The organism is Cerasicoccus arenae, from assembly GCF_014651635.1.
In the GTDB taxonomy this organism is placed as follows: Bacteria; Verrucomicrobiota; Verrucomicrobiia; order Opitutales; family Cerasicoccaceae; genus Cerasicoccus; species Cerasicoccus arenae.
In genome coordinates this window covers 17,694-32,702 of sequence record NZ_BMXG01000020.1, presented here as the reverse complement: position 1 = coordinate 32,702, position 15,009 = coordinate 17,694, and the positions used below count along the sequence as shown (strand labels likewise).

Below are 15,009 nucleotides of genomic sequence, written 5' to 3'. Positions count from 1 at the left end.
GTTACCAGACCTTGCAGATTACCTCGCCGCCAACTTTGGCGCGGCGGGCGTCACGGTCCTTAAGGATGCCCTTGGAAGTAGTGAGGATGGAGACGCCGAGACCACCGAGAACTTTCGGTATTTCTTCGTATCCGGAATACAAGCGACGGCCGGGCTTACTAAAGCGCTCAATGCCGACAATCGCGGGTTGACCACCGACATACTTAAGAGCGATGTCGATGTATTTGTGTCCGGGGCCTTCCTCGCGAATGCCGAAATCCTGAATATAGCCTTCATCCTTGAGGATGCTGGCTACGCCCGCCTTCAACTTGGAGAAGCGAGAGCTGCAGGATGCTTGGCCAGCAATGCTGGCGTTGCGCAAGAGAGTGAGGAAGTCTCCTATAGTATCGTGGGATGCCATGACTTATAGGGTTATATTGGTTGTTATAGTTGTGATGAGTGAAATTACCAGCTGGACTTGGTCACGCCGGGGATATGGCCGGCAAGAGCAAGTTCGCGGAAAGTAAGACGTGAAAGACCGTATTTGCGGATAAATGCACGTGGACGACCGGTGACTGAGCAGCGATTGCGAACACGGATCGGTGAAGCATTGCGAGGCAGAAGAGCCAATTTACGCTGTGCCTGAAAGAACTCTTCGTCAGTGCTCTCGGGATTGCGAATGGTTGCCTTGAGTTCGGCGCGCTTAGCGGCAAATTTCTCTACCGTGCGTTCACGCTTCTTGTTGCGAGCAATTGAGCTTTTTTTAGCCATAACTTAGAAAAAATGAATGGATGAAATTATGCAGCCTGCGTGGTCGATTCTTCGGCCGGCTTCGGGTTAGTCGGTTTGCGATAGGGCATGCCCATGAGCTGAAGCAAATCGCGTCCTTCGTCGTCAGATTCAGCAGACGTTACGATGGTGATGTCCATACCAATCGATTCACGGCCACCAGTGTCAGCGCTAATTTCTGGAAAGATAGTGCTGTCCGTAATGCCGAGGGTATAATTGCCCTGGCCATCCAACTTGCGGGAAACACCGCGAAAGTCACGGATATTAGGCAAAGCAACTGCAAGTAAACGGAACAGGAAGTCATACATACGTGCGCCGCGCAATGTGACTTTCACGCCAATCGGCATGCCTTCACGTAGCTTAAAGTTCGAGACGCTCTTGCTAGCCTTAGTCAGCACAGCATGTTGACCAGCAATCGAGGAAATTTCCTTCTGTACTTCTGCGGCCCAGTTCTTGTCCTTGGTAGCATTGAAGCCGGAGTTGATCACAATTTTGGTGACCTTCGGAGTCTGATGCGCGTTCTTGTAGCCACGTGTCTTGGTCAATTCAGGAACCACGACTTCCGTGTAGTGTTTTTTAAGATATGGTGTTTCTTGGCTCATTGGTTTTTACGCCTGGAGATTTCCGTCCCCCTAGGTCTTGGCTAAGATTATATTAAAGTGTGTTTAAGCGCTTTTTTTGTCGAAACGCTCGGCCAACATTACATTTGAGTAATGCACCGATCCTTCACGCTCAATGATGGCTCCATCAGGAGTTTCTTGAGTCGCCTTTTGGTGCTTCTTGATCATGTTCACACCTTCGACGATGACGCGCTGTTTCTCACGCAGAACTTGCAGCACTTTGCCGCGCTGTCCGTTATGCGCTCCCGAAATCACAACGACTTCGTCGCCGCGTTTGATTTTGAATTTCATTTTGGTTCTAAGTTCAGAGTTCTAAGTTCTATATTAAAGAACTTCTGGCGCAAGAGAGATGATCTTCATGAACTTCTTGGAACGAAGCTCACGTGCGACCGGCCCAAATATGCGAGTGCCACGTGGATTGCTATTGCTGTCGAGGACAACGCAGGCGTTCTTGTCGAAGCGAAGGTAGCTACCATCGGCGCGGCGGATCGGTGCCTTGGTGCGAACGACCACGGCCTTGACCACAGTGCCCTTTTTGACCGAGGCCTCCGGCGTGCTCTCCTTAACGGTGCACACGATGACATCGCCCACTGAGGCGGTTACTTTGGCTTGGCCCAGACGACGAATCATCAAGACTTCCTTTGCACCGGTATTATCGGCGACTTCTAATCTGCTTTCTGGCTGAATCATTGGAACGGGTTCCCTTTAATGGTTAAAGCGGCTTCCGCTTAGTTCGTCGGCGCTAGCCGACGATCGGTGCCTTGTCTAAAATTTTCACGACACGCCAACGCTTGAGCTTGCTCAGCGGGCGGGTTTCCATGATCTCGACCTTGTCGCCGACAGCGCATTCATTGCTCTCGTCATGGACGTGGACAACGGTCTTGCGCTTAATTTCCTTCTTATAAAGAGGGTGCGGGATCTTGTAAAAAAAAGTTACCTTGATGGACTTATCGCCAGTACGACTGGTGACGACGCCTACGAGGTCCTTACGATGGCTGCTGCGAGCCTGAGTCTGTGATTCGGACATTGCTTGTATGAGTTTAAAGTTTAGGTTTTGGTTTTAAGTTTTAGGAAGTGTTTGGACTTAAAACTTAATGCCTAACACTTAAAACACCGTCGCTAGGCGACAGCCGCCCCTTTCTGGCGAAGGATGGTTTCGATCCGTGCGATGTCGCGGCGGATAGTGCGCAATTGGGCCGGGTTTTCGACTTGGCCTACTTGCTTGCGCACGCGGAGGTTGACGAGCTCATCGCGGGACTCGCGGAGCTTCTTGTTGAGTTCCTCTGGGGAAAGTTCACGGATATCTTTGGCGTTCATGGCGAGCGTATATTGTCGGCGCTTTGACGGCGTAAATTAGTATTGTTCGAGTTCTTCGCGGCTGACGAAGCGGCAAGGAAAAGGTAGCTTGCCATCAGCACGGCGCATGGCCTCACGAGCGGCTTGCGAACCGGAACCAGACACTTCGAATACCATCGTGCCTGGCTTAACGATTGCACACCAGTATTCAACTGGGCCTTTACCCTTACCCTGACGGGTTTCTTGAGGCTTCTTGGTCACCGGCTTGTGTGGAAACACACGGACCCAAAGCTTACCGCGACGCTTCAGGTAGCGGTTAATTGCTACACGAGCGGCTTCAAGCTGGGCGGCAGTCAGACGACCGCGACCGAGTGATTGTAGTCCAAACTCACCGAAGGCGAGTGTGTCACAGCCCTTGGCGCGTCCGCGAATACGACCCTTGTGCACCTTGCGGTACTTGGTTTTGGCTGGAAGGAGTTTTGCCATTGGTCAAAAAAGTTTTCGAGTTCTTAAGTTTTTAGCTATTGGCGCTTCTTTGGTTCAATGAACAACCGGGCGCCAAATCACAAATTTAAATGCTTTCTTCTGGTTCGGAATTACAGATCCAGCACTTAATGCCGATGATGCCGTAAAGTGTGCGAGCTTCAGCAAAACCGTAATCGATGTTTTCGCGGAGCGTATGTAGAGGCACACGCCCCTGACGCTGTTGCTCAGTACGGGCAATTTCAGCACCGCCGAGACGGCCAGAGCACTGGACACGAATACCGTCAGCACCCATTTGCATGGTCGTCTGCACAGCCTTTTTCATGGCACGGCGGAAGGAAATGCGACGCTCAAGCTGAAGAGCTACGTTCTCGGCGACGAGCTGTGCTACGAGATCAGGCTTCTTCACTTCAGCAATGTCAAGAAGGACGTCGCGGTTCACTAGCTTGGAGAGGTCAGCCTTCAGCTTATCAAGCTCAGCACCTTTACGGCCAATCACGATACCAGGACGCGCTGTGTAAATCTTAACGCGAACACGCTGCCCAGCGCGCTCAATGTAGATCTTGGGCACGGACGCAAAGCGCAGACGCTCGTTCAAGAACGTGCGTATCTTATTGTCCTCGTTGATGAACGCGGGGAACTGCTTTTTGTCGGCGAACCAACGGCTGTCCCAGTCGCGGCGGACTGCGAGGCGGAAGCCTTTCGGATTTACTTTCTGACCCATGATGGAATTACAATAAAAGGTTTAGCTGGCGACGGCTTCCTTCACCTCGTCGGTGAGGATAATGCGGATATGGCAGGTATGCTTACGAATGGGGTGAGCGGAACCACGGGCAGCCGGTTGAAAACGGCGGAACGCTGGGCCCTGCTCAATGATCGCGCTTTTGACCACGAGATCGTCGGATGAGAGATTGTTATTGTTCTCCGCGTTGGCAATCGCGCTGGCCAGCGTTTTGCTGATCAGGCGCGCTGACTTGCGCGGAATAAACTTGAGGAGGTCCATCGCCTCATTGGCGGGAAGGCCCTGGATTTCGCGGGCTACTTCACGTACCTTGATTGGCGACATGCGCGCGTATTTGGTTAAAGCCAAAACTTCCATGATATCTGATTCGGTTAGGAAAATTGAACGGTCTTGATGCGGGCCAGGTCGCCAAAAACAATTTTGCGGCCCGGTTGAAGATTTACTATGAGGCCAGCGGAGCGGTCTGCTTCCACGGCCACGAGAATGATGGCACCGATAACGGTGTCACCTCGGATTACGTCGCAAAGCATGCCAACGCGAAATCCTTGGTCGAGTCCGTCGTCAAGAATGACGATGTCGGCGGCCTTGTTTTCTGTCACCCCAAAGACAACAGCTTGGCCAGAGGGGTAAATTGTGCTAGCGGCGAACTCCGGGCCCACAAACTCTTTTTGGTTATTAGAGCGGAGCATAGCGGCCTCAGTGGAAGTCAGGTCATTATAGACGACAACTTCTTCCTGAACTGGCGCGGTGTAAGTCTGGATCGGCGCAGTCGGCTTCTCTGTTTCCACTTCGATTTCCGCCCATTTGCCCTCAAAATCTGGCGCAATAACGCGCAGATCGAAGCGAGCCTCGGTCTCGACCTTCGCATGCAGCAAGCAGCCAGCCAATAGACTGGAGACAAGAAGCGTGCGTTGGAGGAAGCGGATCATCGTGGATTAATTAGAGAGGTTTATTTTTTGCCTACGCCTTGGTGTCCCTTAAAGGTGCGCGTCGGCGAAAATTCACCCAGTTTGTGGCCAACCATGTTTTCGGTCACATAGACAGGCATAAAGCTCTTGCCATTGTGAACCGACATGTTGAGACCGACAAATTCCGGAGTAATCGTCGAGCGGCGCGACCAAGTCTTGATGGGTTTGTTGGAGCCAGCGGCTTGCGCTGCTTCAATTTTGTCCATCAGCTTCGGGTCAACGAAGAAGCCTTTTTTGATCGAACGTGCCATGAGTAATTAATTCTGATTTATAATCAAGTAGAGATTGCTTAGCGCTTCTTCATTTTGCGGCCATTGCGGCGCACAACGATAAGAGCATTGGAAGTCTTGGACTTCTTGCGGGTTGGGAAGCCCTTTGAGAGCTGCCCCCAAGGGGAACATGGGTGCTGACGACCACCACCGGACTTCGAGCGACCTTCACCACCACCATTTGGGTGGTCAACTGGATTCATTGCCATACCGCGGACGGTCGGGCGGATACCCTTCCAACGTGTGCGGCCAGCCTTACCGATCACTTCGTCGCCATGCTCTTCATTACCGACACGGCCAATGGTGGCGCGGCAAGACGAGTGTAGCTTACGAATTTCGCCGGACGGCATCTTCAACGTAGCATAGTTGCCATCAAGTGAGATCAATTGAGCTGACTGACCTGCGCTGCGAGCAATACGAGCACCCTGCCCTGGCTGCATTTCAATCGCATGGATGAAAGTTGCAGGTGGGATGTTCCGTAGTTGGAGGCAAAGGCCAGGAGTAAATTCTTCCACCTTCTCATTGGTGTTAAGAATCGTGTCCCCTACTTTCATACCGCGGCAGGCAAGAACGTAACGGAGTTCACCGTCTTCGTACTTTACCAAAGCGATATTAGCCGAACGGTTCGGATCGTATTCGATCGTCTGAACGGTGGCGGGCATCTCCAGCTTTTCACGCTTGAAGTCGATCTGACGGTAAAGGCGCTTATGGCCGCCCCCACGGTGACGCGTCGTGATACGGCCGTAGCAATTACGGCCCTTGGCGCGGTGCCGGGACTGGGTCAGCGTCTTCTCCGGATTATTCGGAGCCACGTCCTGCTTATTCTGGACGCGGAAGCGAAGGCTCGGAGTGGTTGGATTGGTGGTTACGAGAGGCATTTCTCTACTAAGCTCCTATAAAAGTTATACAAGTTCGATGCTCTGTCCCTCATCAAGAGTGACAATCGCTTTTTTAACAGCGGCAGTGTGACCGGGACGGCCCTTGGCCATACGGTTACGCTTGGTCTTCGGCCGCTGATTGATAATGTTTACGCGAACAACCTTCACGTCAAAGATCTTCTCCACTGCGGAGGCGACTTCACGACGATTGGCGGTGGTGGATACTTCAAACGTGTATTTGTTGGTGTGGGCGGTCAGATCGGCCGCTTTTTCCGTCACGCGGTATTCCTTGATAATGGTATCGGGAGAAAACATGGTTCGCCGGTATAGAAATTAACGGTTACTCACCAGCGCCAGTGCGGGCGAGGACTTGTTCGAAGCCTTTTTCGCTGATGACCACGTTGTCGAAACGAACGAGATCCCAAGCATTGAGCGAGGCAGAATCGGTGATATGGACGCGGGCGATGTTGCGCGCGGAAAGTGCGGTATTGTCGTCGAATTGTTGATCAACAATCAGAACCTTGCCCTTGGGCTGGATGAGCTTGAGCAGCGTATCGAAATCCTTGGTCTTGATCGCGGAAGTTTCAAACTTCTCAATCAGGGAGATTTCACCATCGTTCACCTTGTCGAAGAGCGCTCGGCGCATAGCCAGTTGCTTTACCTTCTTATTGGTATGCTTGGTCCAGTCGCGGAGCTTTGGGCCGTGCGCCACGCCACCACCGACGAAAATCGGGGCTTGGCGGTCACCATGACGGGCATTACCGGTGCCCTTTTGGCGATAAATCTTCTTACCGGAGCCGCGGACTTCAGCCCGGGTCTTCGCTTTCGCGTTGCCCTGGCGAAGATTCGACTGGTAAGCGACTACGACATCCTTGAGCGCTTGCAGGCCCTTGTCGTCTTCGAAAGTGGGGATGGCAAACTCCTTCTCAGTGCTGGAGGCGCCGTTGGCAGTAAATACTTTGAGCTTCATGTTGTTGTTCCTCTCAGTCTAAGGGTTAAGCGGAGCGCTTTTTCTTGACCGCAGTGCGGACGTAAACCGTGCCGCCAATGGATCCGTGAACGCTACCCTTGATCAGGAGCAAATTTTTATCTTCAAGCACCTTCACAATGGTGAGGTTTTGAGTGGTGCGGCGTGCGTTGCCCATGTGGCCAGGCATCTTTTTGCCCTTCCAGACTTCACCAGGCCATTGGCACTGGCCATAAGAACCACCGCGACGGTGAGTCATGTGACCGTGCGAAGCGGGGCCACCAGCGAAGTTCCAGCGTTTCATAACACCTTGGAAACCTTTGCCCTTGGTCATACCAATGACATCGACGCGTTGGCCAGCCTCAAACTTGGAGACTGTAAGCACATCGCCCACGTTGTATTCAGCGTCATCTGCGCCAACACGAAACTCGCGCAATTGATGCACAGGTTCGACTTTCGCCTTCGCGAAGTGTCCTTGGATTGGCTTAGAGATGCGATGCAACTTCTGAACGCCAAAGCCAATTTGCACGGCTTCATAGCCATCCTTTTCGGACGACTTGACTTGTACGACTGGGCAAGGACCTGCTTCGACGACGGTCACCGGAACAAGCTGGTTGCCGTCGAATATTTGGGTCATCCCAATTTTCTTACCAATTAGGGTAAAGCTCATAAATTACAGAGGCAGGTGGAAACTTGGCGTTGGCCTTGTCTCCGTTTTCGAGAGACCTGCGTGAGGGTTAAAACTGTCAGTTAAATTATCGGAATCGCTTCCTAACGGATTCGATTGAGTCAAATTAAGGGTTTCGTGCGATTAAACGGTGATGTTGATGTCAACGCCAGCCGGCAGATTGAGCTTCTTCAGCTCGTCCACTGTCTGAGCGGTGGGCTCAATAATGTCAATAAGACGCTTATGTGTGCGTATTTCAAACTGGTCCATCGACTTTTTGTCGACGTGAGGTGAACGGTTTACCGTCACTTTTTCAATGCGCGTGGGCATGGGTACGGGACCACTAACACGAGCGCCGGAGCGCTTCGCGGTGTCCACAATGTCCGCTGCCGACTGATCGATAATACGATAGTCGTAGCCACGGAGTTTAATGCGAATTTTAGGACCTGCCATGATGAAAAAGAATTAAGGATGGAAATTGGATTGGATTAAGCGCGGGCGGGCATACGGCCCGAGGATTCGGTGATTTGCTTGAGCACACTGCTGGGCACCTGCTCGAAACTGAGCGGCTCCATACTGTAATTGGCACGCCCCTTGGAGAGTGAACGCACATCGGTGGAATAGCCGAACATCGTCATCAGAGGCACTTTGGCCTCAATATTGGCGATGCCCGCTTTCGAGGTAATGCCTTGAATTTGGCCGCGACGACGGTTAATGTCGCCAACGATGTCGCCTTGATATTCGTCCGGCACAGCGACTTCGACTTCCATGATTGGCTCAAGCAGAACCGGGGAGGCCTTGTCCATCGCGTCACGGAAAGCAAAAATGCCGGCCATCTTAAAGGCCATTTCGGAAGAGTCTACATCGTGGAACGAACCATCAAGAATCGTCGCCTTCCAGTCCACTACCGGGTAACCAGCAACGGTGCCTGAATTTGCGGCTTCTTTGATACCATCGCTGAAGGGCTTGATGTATTCCTTAGGAATAGCGCCGCCCACGATCGCGTTGACAACCTCAATACCTTTACCCGATTCCTGAGGCTCCAGCTTGATGACGCCATGACCATATTGGCCCTTGCCACCAGACTGACGGACAAACTTACCGTCGCCATCAGCGGCAACGGTAATCGTCTCGCGATAGGAAATTTGCGGTTTACCAGCTTCCGCTTCCACCTTGAACTCGCGGAACAAACGGTCGCGAATGATTTCAAGGTGCAATTCGCCCATGCCAGAAATAATGGTCTGGCCAGTTTCTTCGTTGGAGGAAACGTGGAAGGTTGGATCTTCGTCGGAAAGGCGTTGCAGGCCGAGGGACAGTTTTTCTTGGTCCGCTTTGGTGTTCGGCTCGATCGACATCGAGATAACCGGATCCGGGAACGACGGCGGCTCGAGCACGAGCACGGCGTCTTTTTCACAAAGAGTATCGCCAGTCTTGACATCCTTAGCACCCACCAGAGCGCAAATGTCTCCGGAATAGGCCACTTCGATGTCTTCGCGAGCGTCCGCTTTCAAGATCATGAGGCGTGAAACACGCTCAGACTTGCGGGTACGGGGATTGTAAAGCTGCATGCCCTTACGGAGCGTGCCACGATAAACGCGGAAAAATACTAATTTCCCGAAGGAATCGTTCATCAGCTTGAAGGCAAGGCCAGCAAGTTTTCCTGCGTCATTGGCAACGATTGGCTCGATTTCACCCTCACCATCTTCTTCGTGTGCCGGCATAGGCTTCACGTCGAGTGGGCTGGGCAAGTAATCGACCACGGCGTCCATAAGCATCTGCACACCCTTGTTCTTAAAAGCGGAACCAGGAATAACGCCAATGAACTCAAGGCTCATTGTCGCGGTGCGGATAGCGCGGCGCAGGTCGTCTGCAGAGATCGTTTCGCCACCGAGGTAATTTTCGGCGAGCTGGTCGTCGAAGTCGCAGAGGGCTTCAATCAATTTTTCGCGATGAGCTTCTGCTTGCTCAAGTTCTTCGGCTGGAATTTCTTGCCAATCAAACTGAACGCCAGTGGCGTCCGATTGATCGTAGATGGCCGCCTTCATGCGAGCCAAATCAATGAGGCCGCGCAATTGGTCTTCCGCACCGATCGGCAGATAAATTGGATGGGCGTTTCCGCCAAGTTTTTCCCGAATAGAAGCGACAGCCGAGAAAAAATCGGCCCCCGTCCGGTCCATCTTGTTGATGAACGCAATACGGGGGACATGATATTTATCCATCTGCCGCCAGACAGTTTCGGACTGAGGCTGGACGCCTGCGACGGCGCAGAAAACGCCAACCGCGCCATCAAGGACGCGTAGAGATCGTTCGACTTCTGCGGTAAAATCGACGTGCCCGGGGGTGTCGATGATATTAATCCGCTGTTCGATGTCGCTGTAAATGCCTTCTTTAGTCGTCCACTGACAGGAGATTGCAGCGGAAGTGATCGTGATACCACGCTCACGCTCTTGCTCCATCCAGTCAGTCACTGCTGTGCCGTCATGGACTTCACCCGCCTTATGCACCACGCCCGAATAGAGCAAAATTCGCTCGGTAGTCGTGGTTTTACCCGCGTCGATATGAGCCGCAATGCCAATGTTCCGGGTATACTCCAACGGATACTTCCGATCGGAAGCATTCGAGGTAGACAACTGGAGCGTGGCAGACATTGCTTGTTTGGTTCAAAGAACGACGGTTGAGGGTTTAAAGGGTCAGATTTACCAGCGGAGGTGAGCAAACGCGCGATTGGCTTGGGCCATCTTATGCGTTTCTTCTTTTTTCTTCACGACGCCGCCGGTATTATTATACGCGTCAATAATTTCTTGAGCGAGTGCTTCGCCCATTGGGACGCCTTTGCGCTTCTTAGCAGCATCGACCATCCAACGGAAGGCCAAGCTCTGCTGACGCTCATAAGTGATTTCAACAGGCACTTGATAGGTTGCACCCCCAACACGGCGGCTCTTAACCTCCAGTTTCGGGCGAACGTTTTCCAACGCGCCAAGGAGGAGATCTACAGGATCACCCTTTTCAAGCTTTTCGGAAACGCGCTCGAAAGCGCCGTATACGATGCGTTCAGCAACGGATTTCTTCCCGCGCTGCATGACAAGATTGATCAAACCAGCCACCAGTTGGCTCTGGTAACGAGGATCTGCGGGAACATTCCGCTTTACGGCTCTACGACGACGTGACATGGTGGTTTTAAATTACTTTTTGGCTTCCTTAGGGCGCTTAACTCCATACTTGGAGCGGCTGCGACGACGTTTTTCTACGCCTTGGCAGTCAAGCGTCCCGCGGACAATGTGATAGCGAACGCCGGGAAGGTCCTTAACGCGACCGCCGCGAACAAGCACAACGCTGTGCTCCTGCAAACTGTGGCCTTCGTCTGGAATGTAGGCGATGATTTCGTAACCATTGGTCAGTCGAACCTTTGCAACCTTACGGATAGCGGAGTTCGGCTTTTTAGGTGTGCGGGTCATGACCTGCACGCATACACCACGACGAAATGGATTGCTGGCCATGGCCGGCGATTTCGACTTGGTTTTCTGCAGAACGCGGGGGTTCCGGACGAGCTGATTGATTGTAGGCATGAAAATGAAATGGGATTTCCAGAAAATAGAAAGACCCGCCGGACTCAAAACACACATGTGCCTGAATCAGCGGGATTTCAGGGAAAGGGAGCGAGATTACGCTTCGCCTACCTCAATGCAAGCGATTTTTTTGAAAAATTTTGCCTGTTTTTCCGGCAAGCTTAGCAGCGGAATTGATATATATACTAAGTGATCAATACGGACTGTCGATAATATACTTATAAGAACGATTCTCCAATGCCTCCAACACCTCATAATTTGCCCGAAAAGCGCCAAAATGTCCCGTTTGACATCAATCGGTCCAGCTTTTTTCACTTTATTGAGGCACAACGCGATCAGATAAAGCGCCACCAGCGCACCGAATCCGAAAAATCCGGTGAAGAAATTGATCCCGATACCATCATGCATTCTTGGATTTGGCATCATCGCGATTGAAACAATTTGGTAAATCAGCGCGATTGACGTGTTTTCAGCGATTTTTCGCCGGATAGCGAAACCACTTATCCTTCAGTTTCAGGATTGGCTGCTCAAAATATCGAAAAGACAACGCAGCCATCAGGATCGACACTCCTGAATACAGAGGCAGCTTCAGCAGCCAGGAGTGATACTGGATAACCGCCAGTGGCCCCGCCGACGCAAAAGGGATTTTGTTCCAGAGCGGATCAAAGACATACTCAGTCATTAGTGCACCAAACGGCATATGCATGAGGTAGATGCCGTATGAAATCGAGCCAATGTAAACGACCGCACGATGCGTCAACGCTCGCTGGACACCGGGTAGGCGGAATTCAAACTGCGTGGCCTTGATCACCAGATAGAGCGAAACCAGCCCAAGAAAAACTGGCCGGTAAGGATATGGATACGACGCCAACAGGCTGAAAGCCAGTAGCCCAAAGGCCAGTAATTCGACTAATCGATTCCGAAAAAAAGCAGTCGGCAATGTCCCAATGCGTAAATAGGTTGCTGCCAAAGCCCCAAGGCCAAGCGATCCCATTCGACTAACTAGACCCGTGTAATTGAATTTAGCCAGTCCCGGAAAGATACTATGGGTGGACTGGAGAAATCCGATACAGACAATGCCGAACGTCACCCCAAAAAGAATTCGTGGCTTCTTTTTAAGGCAAATTGCGATCAGAGGCCAAAACAGATAAAACTGCTCCTCCAACGAAAGTGACCATAAATAGAAAATCGGGTTGTTTTCGTGAGTTTCATTATAGATCACTGCCCCATAGTTAAAAGTGTAAGTCAGCAGCCAGATGGAGAGATCCCGGGCCCCCGTTATATTAACAATGAGAATAAAGGCGATCACCGCATAATAAAGAGGGAAGATACGCAGGAAACGACGCCCCATGAATATTCGGTAGCTATCCCAGAAACGCTCTTGCTTATCCTTAAGCAGGATTGTAGTGATCAGGAATCCACTGATAACCAAAAAAAGGTCGACGCCATAATAGCCGGTGGAGAGGTACTTGACAGGATAGCCTCCAAAATGCTCGAACAAGACCATACCGATTGCAACGAACCGGAGTCCGTCCAAACATGGCATATATCCAATGGCTCCACCTTTCATCCGGCGAATGCTGGGAAAGAAAGCCGATTAGACAATATCTATCTACAAGCGCCCTACTCCGGGCACGCTACGACAGTAAAGGCCTGATCGTAGAGCAAGCGATCCTCGTGGTAGAGCTTGAAACGCCATTCGCCGAGGCCGCGTTCAAACTCTTCGTCGAAAAAGTAATAGAAGTCAAAGTAGCCAAAGCCGTCCGACGTATAAATAGGCTGCATGCTCTCCATGTGGGAATTGATCTTGCCCGAAGGCAGTGTCATTGGCGGAAAATCGACCTCCAACCGCAGTTCCTCAATGCCGTCAGGAACATTCATTATACCGATTTCGAGTCCCAGTCCGTGGGCCATACAATTGGGAATGATCCAGGTATCCGCCTCGAGAACCACCCAATCACCATCCATACTCAAACCACTGGGAGAATCAGGCGCGAGGGTCGTCTCACCCGTAGTCGTACGCATCACATGGCCATAAAACATGGGCACCACCTCAAGCGACGGTTTGTGCAACAAAGCTGCGAGCAAGAGAAAGGCGAACCCGGATATGCTATAGAAGCGCATGGTTATTTATCATAACGAATTCCCGCTATTGACCAGCCAAAATGCATTCCTGTCTTTTCCTGCTGGAAATAGGCTCTGAAAATAATGCTTGCGCAGAGCCCGATACCGCTCCTAGAAAGGTGGCACGATAGCGAGAGCGGTGTCCCACCGTAGCGCGGCATTTAGTTTGCTCGATCAAATTACGCCCTGCTTCCTACACAACGGCCAGTTTTGGCCCATGTTCAAACCCCTCCGGGGCTCCGCCTGCCTTTCGCCTTGCCTGTATGAGCGAATCAGAAGTGCAAACCAATGAAGCCAACGACCGTTCGGATAATACCGTAACCGTGGAAGGCGTCTTCGAACCGTCTAATAATAAGACCGGGCAACTCCTCGACCCCGCCAAGAACGGGCGCCCACGCAAAACGGACCCCTTTGTTCCCCGCGAAATGATCCGTCGCTTCAAGCTGAAGCGAGGCAACTGGATCACCGCCAGCGCCCTGCACGACGATCGCTACCCCAATCCCAAAATACGCTTTATTGAGCAGGTGGACGGCCTTAGCGTAGACGCCCGCAAGCAATGCTACACCTTCCAGCAGCTGACAACCGTAGCACCGGACAGCAAGCTCAAGCTCGAGTGCAAGGACAACCGCCTGACCACCCGCGTAATCGACCTCTTCTGTCCTATTGGCAAAGGTCAACGCGGCTTGATCGTCGCCCCGCCCCGCACCGGCAAGACGACCCTTTTAAAAGACATTGCGGAGGGCGTGCACGAAAACCACCCCGAAATGCTTGTCATGGTGCTGCTCGTGGATGAGCGCCCAGAAGAAGTCACCGACTTCAAGCGCGATCTGGAATTCGCCGAAATTTACGCTTCATCCAACGACGAAGACATCCACAACCACATTCGCGTATCTGAAATCGCCATCGAGCGGGCCAAGCGCCAAGTGGAAGTTGGCAAAGACGTTATTTTGCTCCTCGACAGTATTACACGCCTCTCCCGCGCCCACAACTCCGCTAAGAGCAGCGGCCGCACCATGAGCGGTGGCTTGGACATCCGCGCCCTCGAAAAGCCACGGCAACTATTCTCCTCCGCCCGTAACACCGAAGAAGGCGGCAGCCTGACCATCATCGCCTCGGCGTTGATTGAAACCGGCTCCCGGATGGACGACCTGATTTTCCAAGAGTTTAAAGGCACGGGCAACATGGAGATGGTTCTCGACCGCAAAGCCTCCGAGCTTCGCCTCTGGCCCGCCATCAACATCAATTCCTCCGGTACTCGTAAGGAAGAGCTACTTCTAGACGCTGACACCTTAGACAAAGTCGGCTTTTTCCGCCGCGCCCTCTCTCCAATGAAGCCGCTAGACGCCACTGAGACTTTAGTCGAACGCATGAGCAAAACCAGCAGCAACGCCGAGTTCCTCCGCCTGCTGGATATGTAAAAAGCAACCAAGCCCTCCAACACCTCAGATTATCCTTAGAGGTGAAGACCTAGAGTTGGAATATTGCTGGTATGCCTGCATATCCCCCAAATCACCTTAGTGATTAGCAGGAAAGCTCGCTGATCCCTTAACATGGGGCAGCAATAAGCAGCAGCCGATAGCCGTGCACTGGATACTGTACAGTATCATTCAATCGGGATTTAAGGCGAGAATCGGTAAATTTAGGGCAGGAACAGGTTCCGG

The 15,009-nt window shown here is 52.1% G+C and carries 24 protein-coding genes; 1 reads left to right on the top strand and 23 read right to left on the bottom strand.

All coding sequences use genetic code 11. The annotated features are described in order from the left end of the window. Position 1: 1 nt before the first annotated feature. From rpsH to IE065_RS14095, 23 genes are all read right to left on the bottom strand, one after another. Positions 2 to 400 (bottom strand): 30S ribosomal protein S8, encoded by a 399-nt coding sequence (gene rpsH, locus IE065_RS14205; protein WP_189516243.1) that lies wholly within the window; start codon positions 398 to 400, stop codon positions 2 to 4. A gap of 44 nt (positions 401 to 444) precedes the next feature. Then, positions 445 to 750, bottom strand: a complete 306-nt coding sequence (gene rpsN / locus IE065_RS14200) for a 30S ribosomal protein S14 (protein WP_189516241.1) — start codon at positions 748 to 750, stop codon at positions 445 to 447. A gap of 26 nt (positions 751 to 776) precedes the next feature. Further along, positions 777 to 1,370 (bottom strand): 50S ribosomal protein L5, encoded by a 594-nt coding sequence (gene rplE / locus IE065_RS14195; RefSeq protein WP_189516239.1) that lies wholly within the window; start codon positions 1,368 to 1,370, stop codon positions 777 to 779. Between the two features lie 63 nt (positions 1,371 to 1,433). Beyond that, positions 1,434 to 1,679 carry a 50S ribosomal protein L24 gene (gene rplX / locus IE065_RS14190; RefSeq protein ID WP_189516237.1) on the bottom strand — a complete coding sequence of 82 codons (246 nt, stop codon included), beginning with the start codon at positions 1,677 to 1,679 and terminating at the stop codon, positions 1,434 to 1,436. Between the two features lie 33 nt (positions 1,680 to 1,712). Continuing rightward, positions 1,713 to 2,078 (bottom strand): 50S ribosomal protein L14, encoded by a 366-nt coding sequence (rplN, locus tag IE065_RS14185; RefSeq protein ID WP_189516235.1) that lies wholly within the window; start codon positions 2,076 to 2,078, stop codon positions 1,713 to 1,715. A 52-nt stretch (positions 2,079 to 2,130) separates the two neighbouring features. Next, a complete protein-coding gene (rpsQ, locus tag IE065_RS14180; protein WP_189516234.1) occupies positions 2,131 to 2,415 on the bottom strand; it encodes a 30S ribosomal protein S17 in 285 nt (94 codons plus the stop codon). A 92-nt stretch (positions 2,416 to 2,507) separates the two neighbouring features. Continuing rightward, positions 2,508 to 2,705 (bottom strand): 50S ribosomal protein L29, encoded by a 198-nt coding sequence (gene rpmC / locus IE065_RS14175; protein WP_189516233.1) that lies wholly within the window; start codon positions 2,703 to 2,705, stop codon positions 2,508 to 2,510. 36 nt (positions 2,706 to 2,741) lie between these two features. Next, complete coding sequence (gene rplP, locus IE065_RS14170) at positions 2,742 to 3,170, bottom strand: 50S ribosomal protein L16 (protein ID WP_189516231.1); 429 nt, start codon at positions 3,168 to 3,170, stop codon at positions 2,742 to 2,744. 85 nt (positions 3,171 to 3,255) lie between these two features. Further along, positions 3,256 to 3,891: a 30S ribosomal protein S3 gene (rpsC, locus tag IE065_RS14165; protein ID WP_189516229.1), complete on the bottom strand. Its 636-nt coding sequence runs from the start codon at positions 3,889 to 3,891 to the stop codon at positions 3,256 to 3,258. A 21-nt stretch (positions 3,892 to 3,912) separates the two neighbouring features. Next, entirely contained in the window at positions 3,913 to 4,266 is a 354-nt protein-coding gene (gene rplV / locus IE065_RS14160) for a 50S ribosomal protein L22 (protein WP_189516228.1), read from the bottom strand. Positions 4,267 to 4,280: 14 nt separating this feature from the next. Further along, positions 4,281 to 4,838: a hypothetical protein gene (locus IE065_RS14155; protein WP_189516226.1), complete on the bottom strand. Its 558-nt coding sequence runs from the start codon at positions 4,836 to 4,838 to the stop codon at positions 4,281 to 4,283. Between the two features lie 20 nt (positions 4,839 to 4,858). Next, complete coding sequence (gene rpsS, locus IE065_RS14150) at positions 4,859 to 5,128, bottom strand: 30S ribosomal protein S19 (protein ID WP_189516224.1); 270 nt, start codon at positions 5,126 to 5,128, stop codon at positions 4,859 to 4,861. Positions 5,129 to 5,166: 38 nt separating this feature from the next. Next, entirely contained in the window at positions 5,167 to 6,024 is an 858-nt protein-coding gene (gene rplB, locus IE065_RS14145) for a 50S ribosomal protein L2 (protein ID WP_189516222.1), read from the bottom strand. A 24-nt stretch (positions 6,025 to 6,048) separates the two neighbouring features. Continuing rightward, entirely contained in the window at positions 6,049 to 6,339 is a 291-nt protein-coding gene (gene rplW / locus IE065_RS14140; RefSeq protein ID WP_189516220.1) for a 50S ribosomal protein L23, read from the bottom strand. A 25-nt stretch (positions 6,340 to 6,364) separates the two neighbouring features. After that, positions 6,365 to 6,994 carry a 50S ribosomal protein L4 gene (gene rplD / locus IE065_RS14135; protein WP_189516218.1) on the bottom strand — a complete coding sequence of 210 codons (630 nt, stop codon included), beginning with the start codon at positions 6,992 to 6,994 and terminating at the stop codon, positions 6,365 to 6,367. A gap of 25 nt (positions 6,995 to 7,019) precedes the next feature. Further along, positions 7,020 to 7,661 carry a 50S ribosomal protein L3 gene (gene rplC, locus IE065_RS14130; protein ID WP_189516216.1) on the bottom strand — a complete coding sequence of 214 codons (642 nt, stop codon included), beginning with the start codon at positions 7,659 to 7,661 and terminating at the stop codon, positions 7,020 to 7,022. 141 nt (positions 7,662 to 7,802) lie between these two features. Then, positions 7,803 to 8,111, bottom strand: coding sequence for a 30S ribosomal protein S10 (gene rpsJ / locus IE065_RS14125; protein ID WP_189516214.1), 309 nt, complete (start codon positions 8,109 to 8,111; stop codon positions 7,803 to 7,805). A gap of 35 nt (positions 8,112 to 8,146) precedes the next feature. Beyond that, on the bottom strand, positions 8,147 to 10,306 hold the full coding sequence (gene fusA / locus IE065_RS14120; RefSeq protein ID WP_189516212.1) for an elongation factor G: 2,160 nt from the start codon (positions 10,304 to 10,306) through the stop codon (positions 8,147 to 8,149). Positions 10,307 to 10,354: 48 nt separating this feature from the next. Beyond that, positions 10,355 to 10,828, bottom strand: coding sequence for a 30S ribosomal protein S7 (gene rpsG / locus IE065_RS14115; RefSeq protein ID WP_189516210.1), 474 nt, complete (start codon positions 10,826 to 10,828; stop codon positions 10,355 to 10,357). 12 nt (positions 10,829 to 10,840) lie between these two features. After that, positions 10,841 to 11,224 carry a 30S ribosomal protein S12 gene (gene rpsL, locus IE065_RS14110; RefSeq protein ID WP_189516208.1) on the bottom strand — a complete coding sequence of 128 codons (384 nt, stop codon included), beginning with the start codon at positions 11,222 to 11,224 and terminating at the stop codon, positions 10,841 to 10,843. A gap of 96 nt (positions 11,225 to 11,320) precedes the next feature. Next, the gene (locus IE065_RS14105; RefSeq protein WP_189516206.1) at positions 11,321 to 11,650 is read right to left on the bottom strand and encodes a hypothetical protein; all 330 of its coding nucleotides are present in this window, start codon (positions 11,648 to 11,650) and stop codon (positions 11,321 to 11,323) included. Between the two features lie 43 nt (positions 11,651 to 11,693). Further along, the gene (locus IE065_RS14100) at positions 11,694 to 12,761 is read right to left on the bottom strand and encodes an acyltransferase family protein (protein ID WP_189516204.1); all 1,068 of its coding nucleotides are present in this window, start codon (positions 12,759 to 12,761) and stop codon (positions 11,694 to 11,696) included. 86 nt (positions 12,762 to 12,847) lie between these two features. Beyond that, on the bottom strand, positions 12,848 to 13,348 hold the full coding sequence (locus tag IE065_RS14095; RefSeq protein WP_189516202.1) for a DUF3859 domain-containing protein: 501 nt from the start codon (positions 13,346 to 13,348) through the stop codon (positions 12,848 to 12,850). 263 nt (positions 13,349 to 13,611) lie between these two features. Between IE065_RS14095 and rho the strand changes: the two genes are divergently transcribed. Next, positions 13,612 to 14,766, top strand: coding sequence for a transcription termination factor Rho (gene rho, locus IE065_RS14090; protein ID WP_189516201.1), 1,155 nt, complete (start codon positions 13,612 to 13,614; stop codon positions 14,764 to 14,766). Positions 14,767 to 15,009: the final 243 nt, after the last annotated feature.

Coding starts and splice junctions, on each gene's coding strand:
- rplE (WP_189516239.1), bottom strand. CDS start 1,370: ATGAGCCAAGAAACACCATATCTTAAAAAACACTACACGGAAGTCGTG.
- rplD (WP_189516218.1), bottom strand. CDS start 6,994: ATGAAGCTCAAAGTATTTACTGCCAACGGCGCCTCCAGCACTGAGAAG.
- IE065_RS14095 (WP_189516202.1), bottom strand. CDS start 13,348: ATGCGCTTCTATAGCATATCCGGGTTCGCCTTTCTCTTGCTCGCAGCT.
- IE065_RS14105 (WP_189516206.1), bottom strand. CDS start 11,650: ATGATGCCAAATCCAAGAATGCATGATGGTATCGGGATCAATTTCTTC.
- fusA (WP_189516212.1), bottom strand. CDS start 10,306: ATGTCTGCCACGCTCCAGTTGTCTACCTCGAATGCTTCCGATCGGAAG.
- rpsC (WP_189516229.1), bottom strand. CDS start 3,891: ATGGGTCAGAAAGTAAATCCGAAAGGCTTCCGCCTCGCAGTCCGCCGC.
- rpsL (WP_189516208.1), bottom strand. CDS start 11,224: ATGCCTACAATCAATCAGCTCGTCCGGAACCCCCGCGTTCTGCAGAAA.
- rplW (WP_189516220.1), bottom strand. CDS start 6,339: ATGTTTTCTCCCGATACCATTATCAAGGAATACCGCGTGACGGAAAAA.
- rpmC (WP_189516233.1), bottom strand. CDS start 2,705: ATGAACGCCAAAGATATCCGTGAACTTTCCCCAGAGGAACTCAACAAG.
- rpsN (WP_189516241.1), bottom strand. CDS start 750: ATGGCTAAAAAAAGCTCAATTGCTCGCAACAAGAAGCGTGAACGCACG.
- rpsG (WP_189516210.1), bottom strand. CDS start 10,828: ATGTCACGTCGTCGTAGAGCCGTAAAGCGGAATGTTCCCGCAGATCCT.
- rpsJ (WP_189516214.1), bottom strand. CDS start 8,111: ATGGCAGGTCCTAAAATTCGCATTAAACTCCGTGGCTACGACTATCGT.
- rplP (WP_189516231.1), bottom strand. CDS start 3,170: ATGGCAAAACTCCTTCCAGCCAAAACCAAGTACCGCAAGGTGCACAAG.
- rpsQ (WP_189516234.1), bottom strand. CDS start 2,415: ATGTCCGAATCACAGACTCAGGCTCGCAGCAGCCATCGTAAGGACCTC.
- rplN (WP_189516235.1), bottom strand. CDS start 2,078: ATGATTCAGCCAGAAAGCAGATTAGAAGTCGCCGATAATACCGGTGCA.
- rplX (WP_189516237.1), bottom strand. CDS start 1,679: ATGAAATTCAAAATCAAACGCGGCGACGAAGTCGTTGTGATTTCGGGA.
- rpsS (WP_189516224.1), bottom strand. CDS start 5,128: ATGGCACGTTCGATCAAAAAAGGCTTCTTCGTTGACCCGAAGCTGATG.
- rho (WP_189516201.1), top strand. CDS start 13,612: ATGAGCGAATCAGAAGTGCAAACCAATGAAGCCAACGACCGTTCGGAT.
- IE065_RS14155 (WP_189516226.1), bottom strand. CDS start 4,838: ATGATCCGCTTCCTCCAACGCACGCTTCTTGTCTCCAGTCTATTGGCT.
- rplV (WP_189516228.1), bottom strand. CDS start 4,266: ATGGAAGTTTTGGCTTTAACCAAATACGCGCGCATGTCGCCAATCAAG.
- rpsH (WP_189516243.1), bottom strand. CDS start 400: ATGGCATCCCACGATACTATAGGAGACTTCCTCACTCTCTTGCGCAAC.
- rplB (WP_189516222.1), bottom strand. CDS start 6,024: ATGCCTCTCGTAACCACCAATCCAACCACTCCGAGCCTTCGCTTCCGC.
- rplC (WP_189516216.1), bottom strand. CDS start 7,661: ATGAGCTTTACCCTAATTGGTAAGAAAATTGGGATGACCCAAATATTC.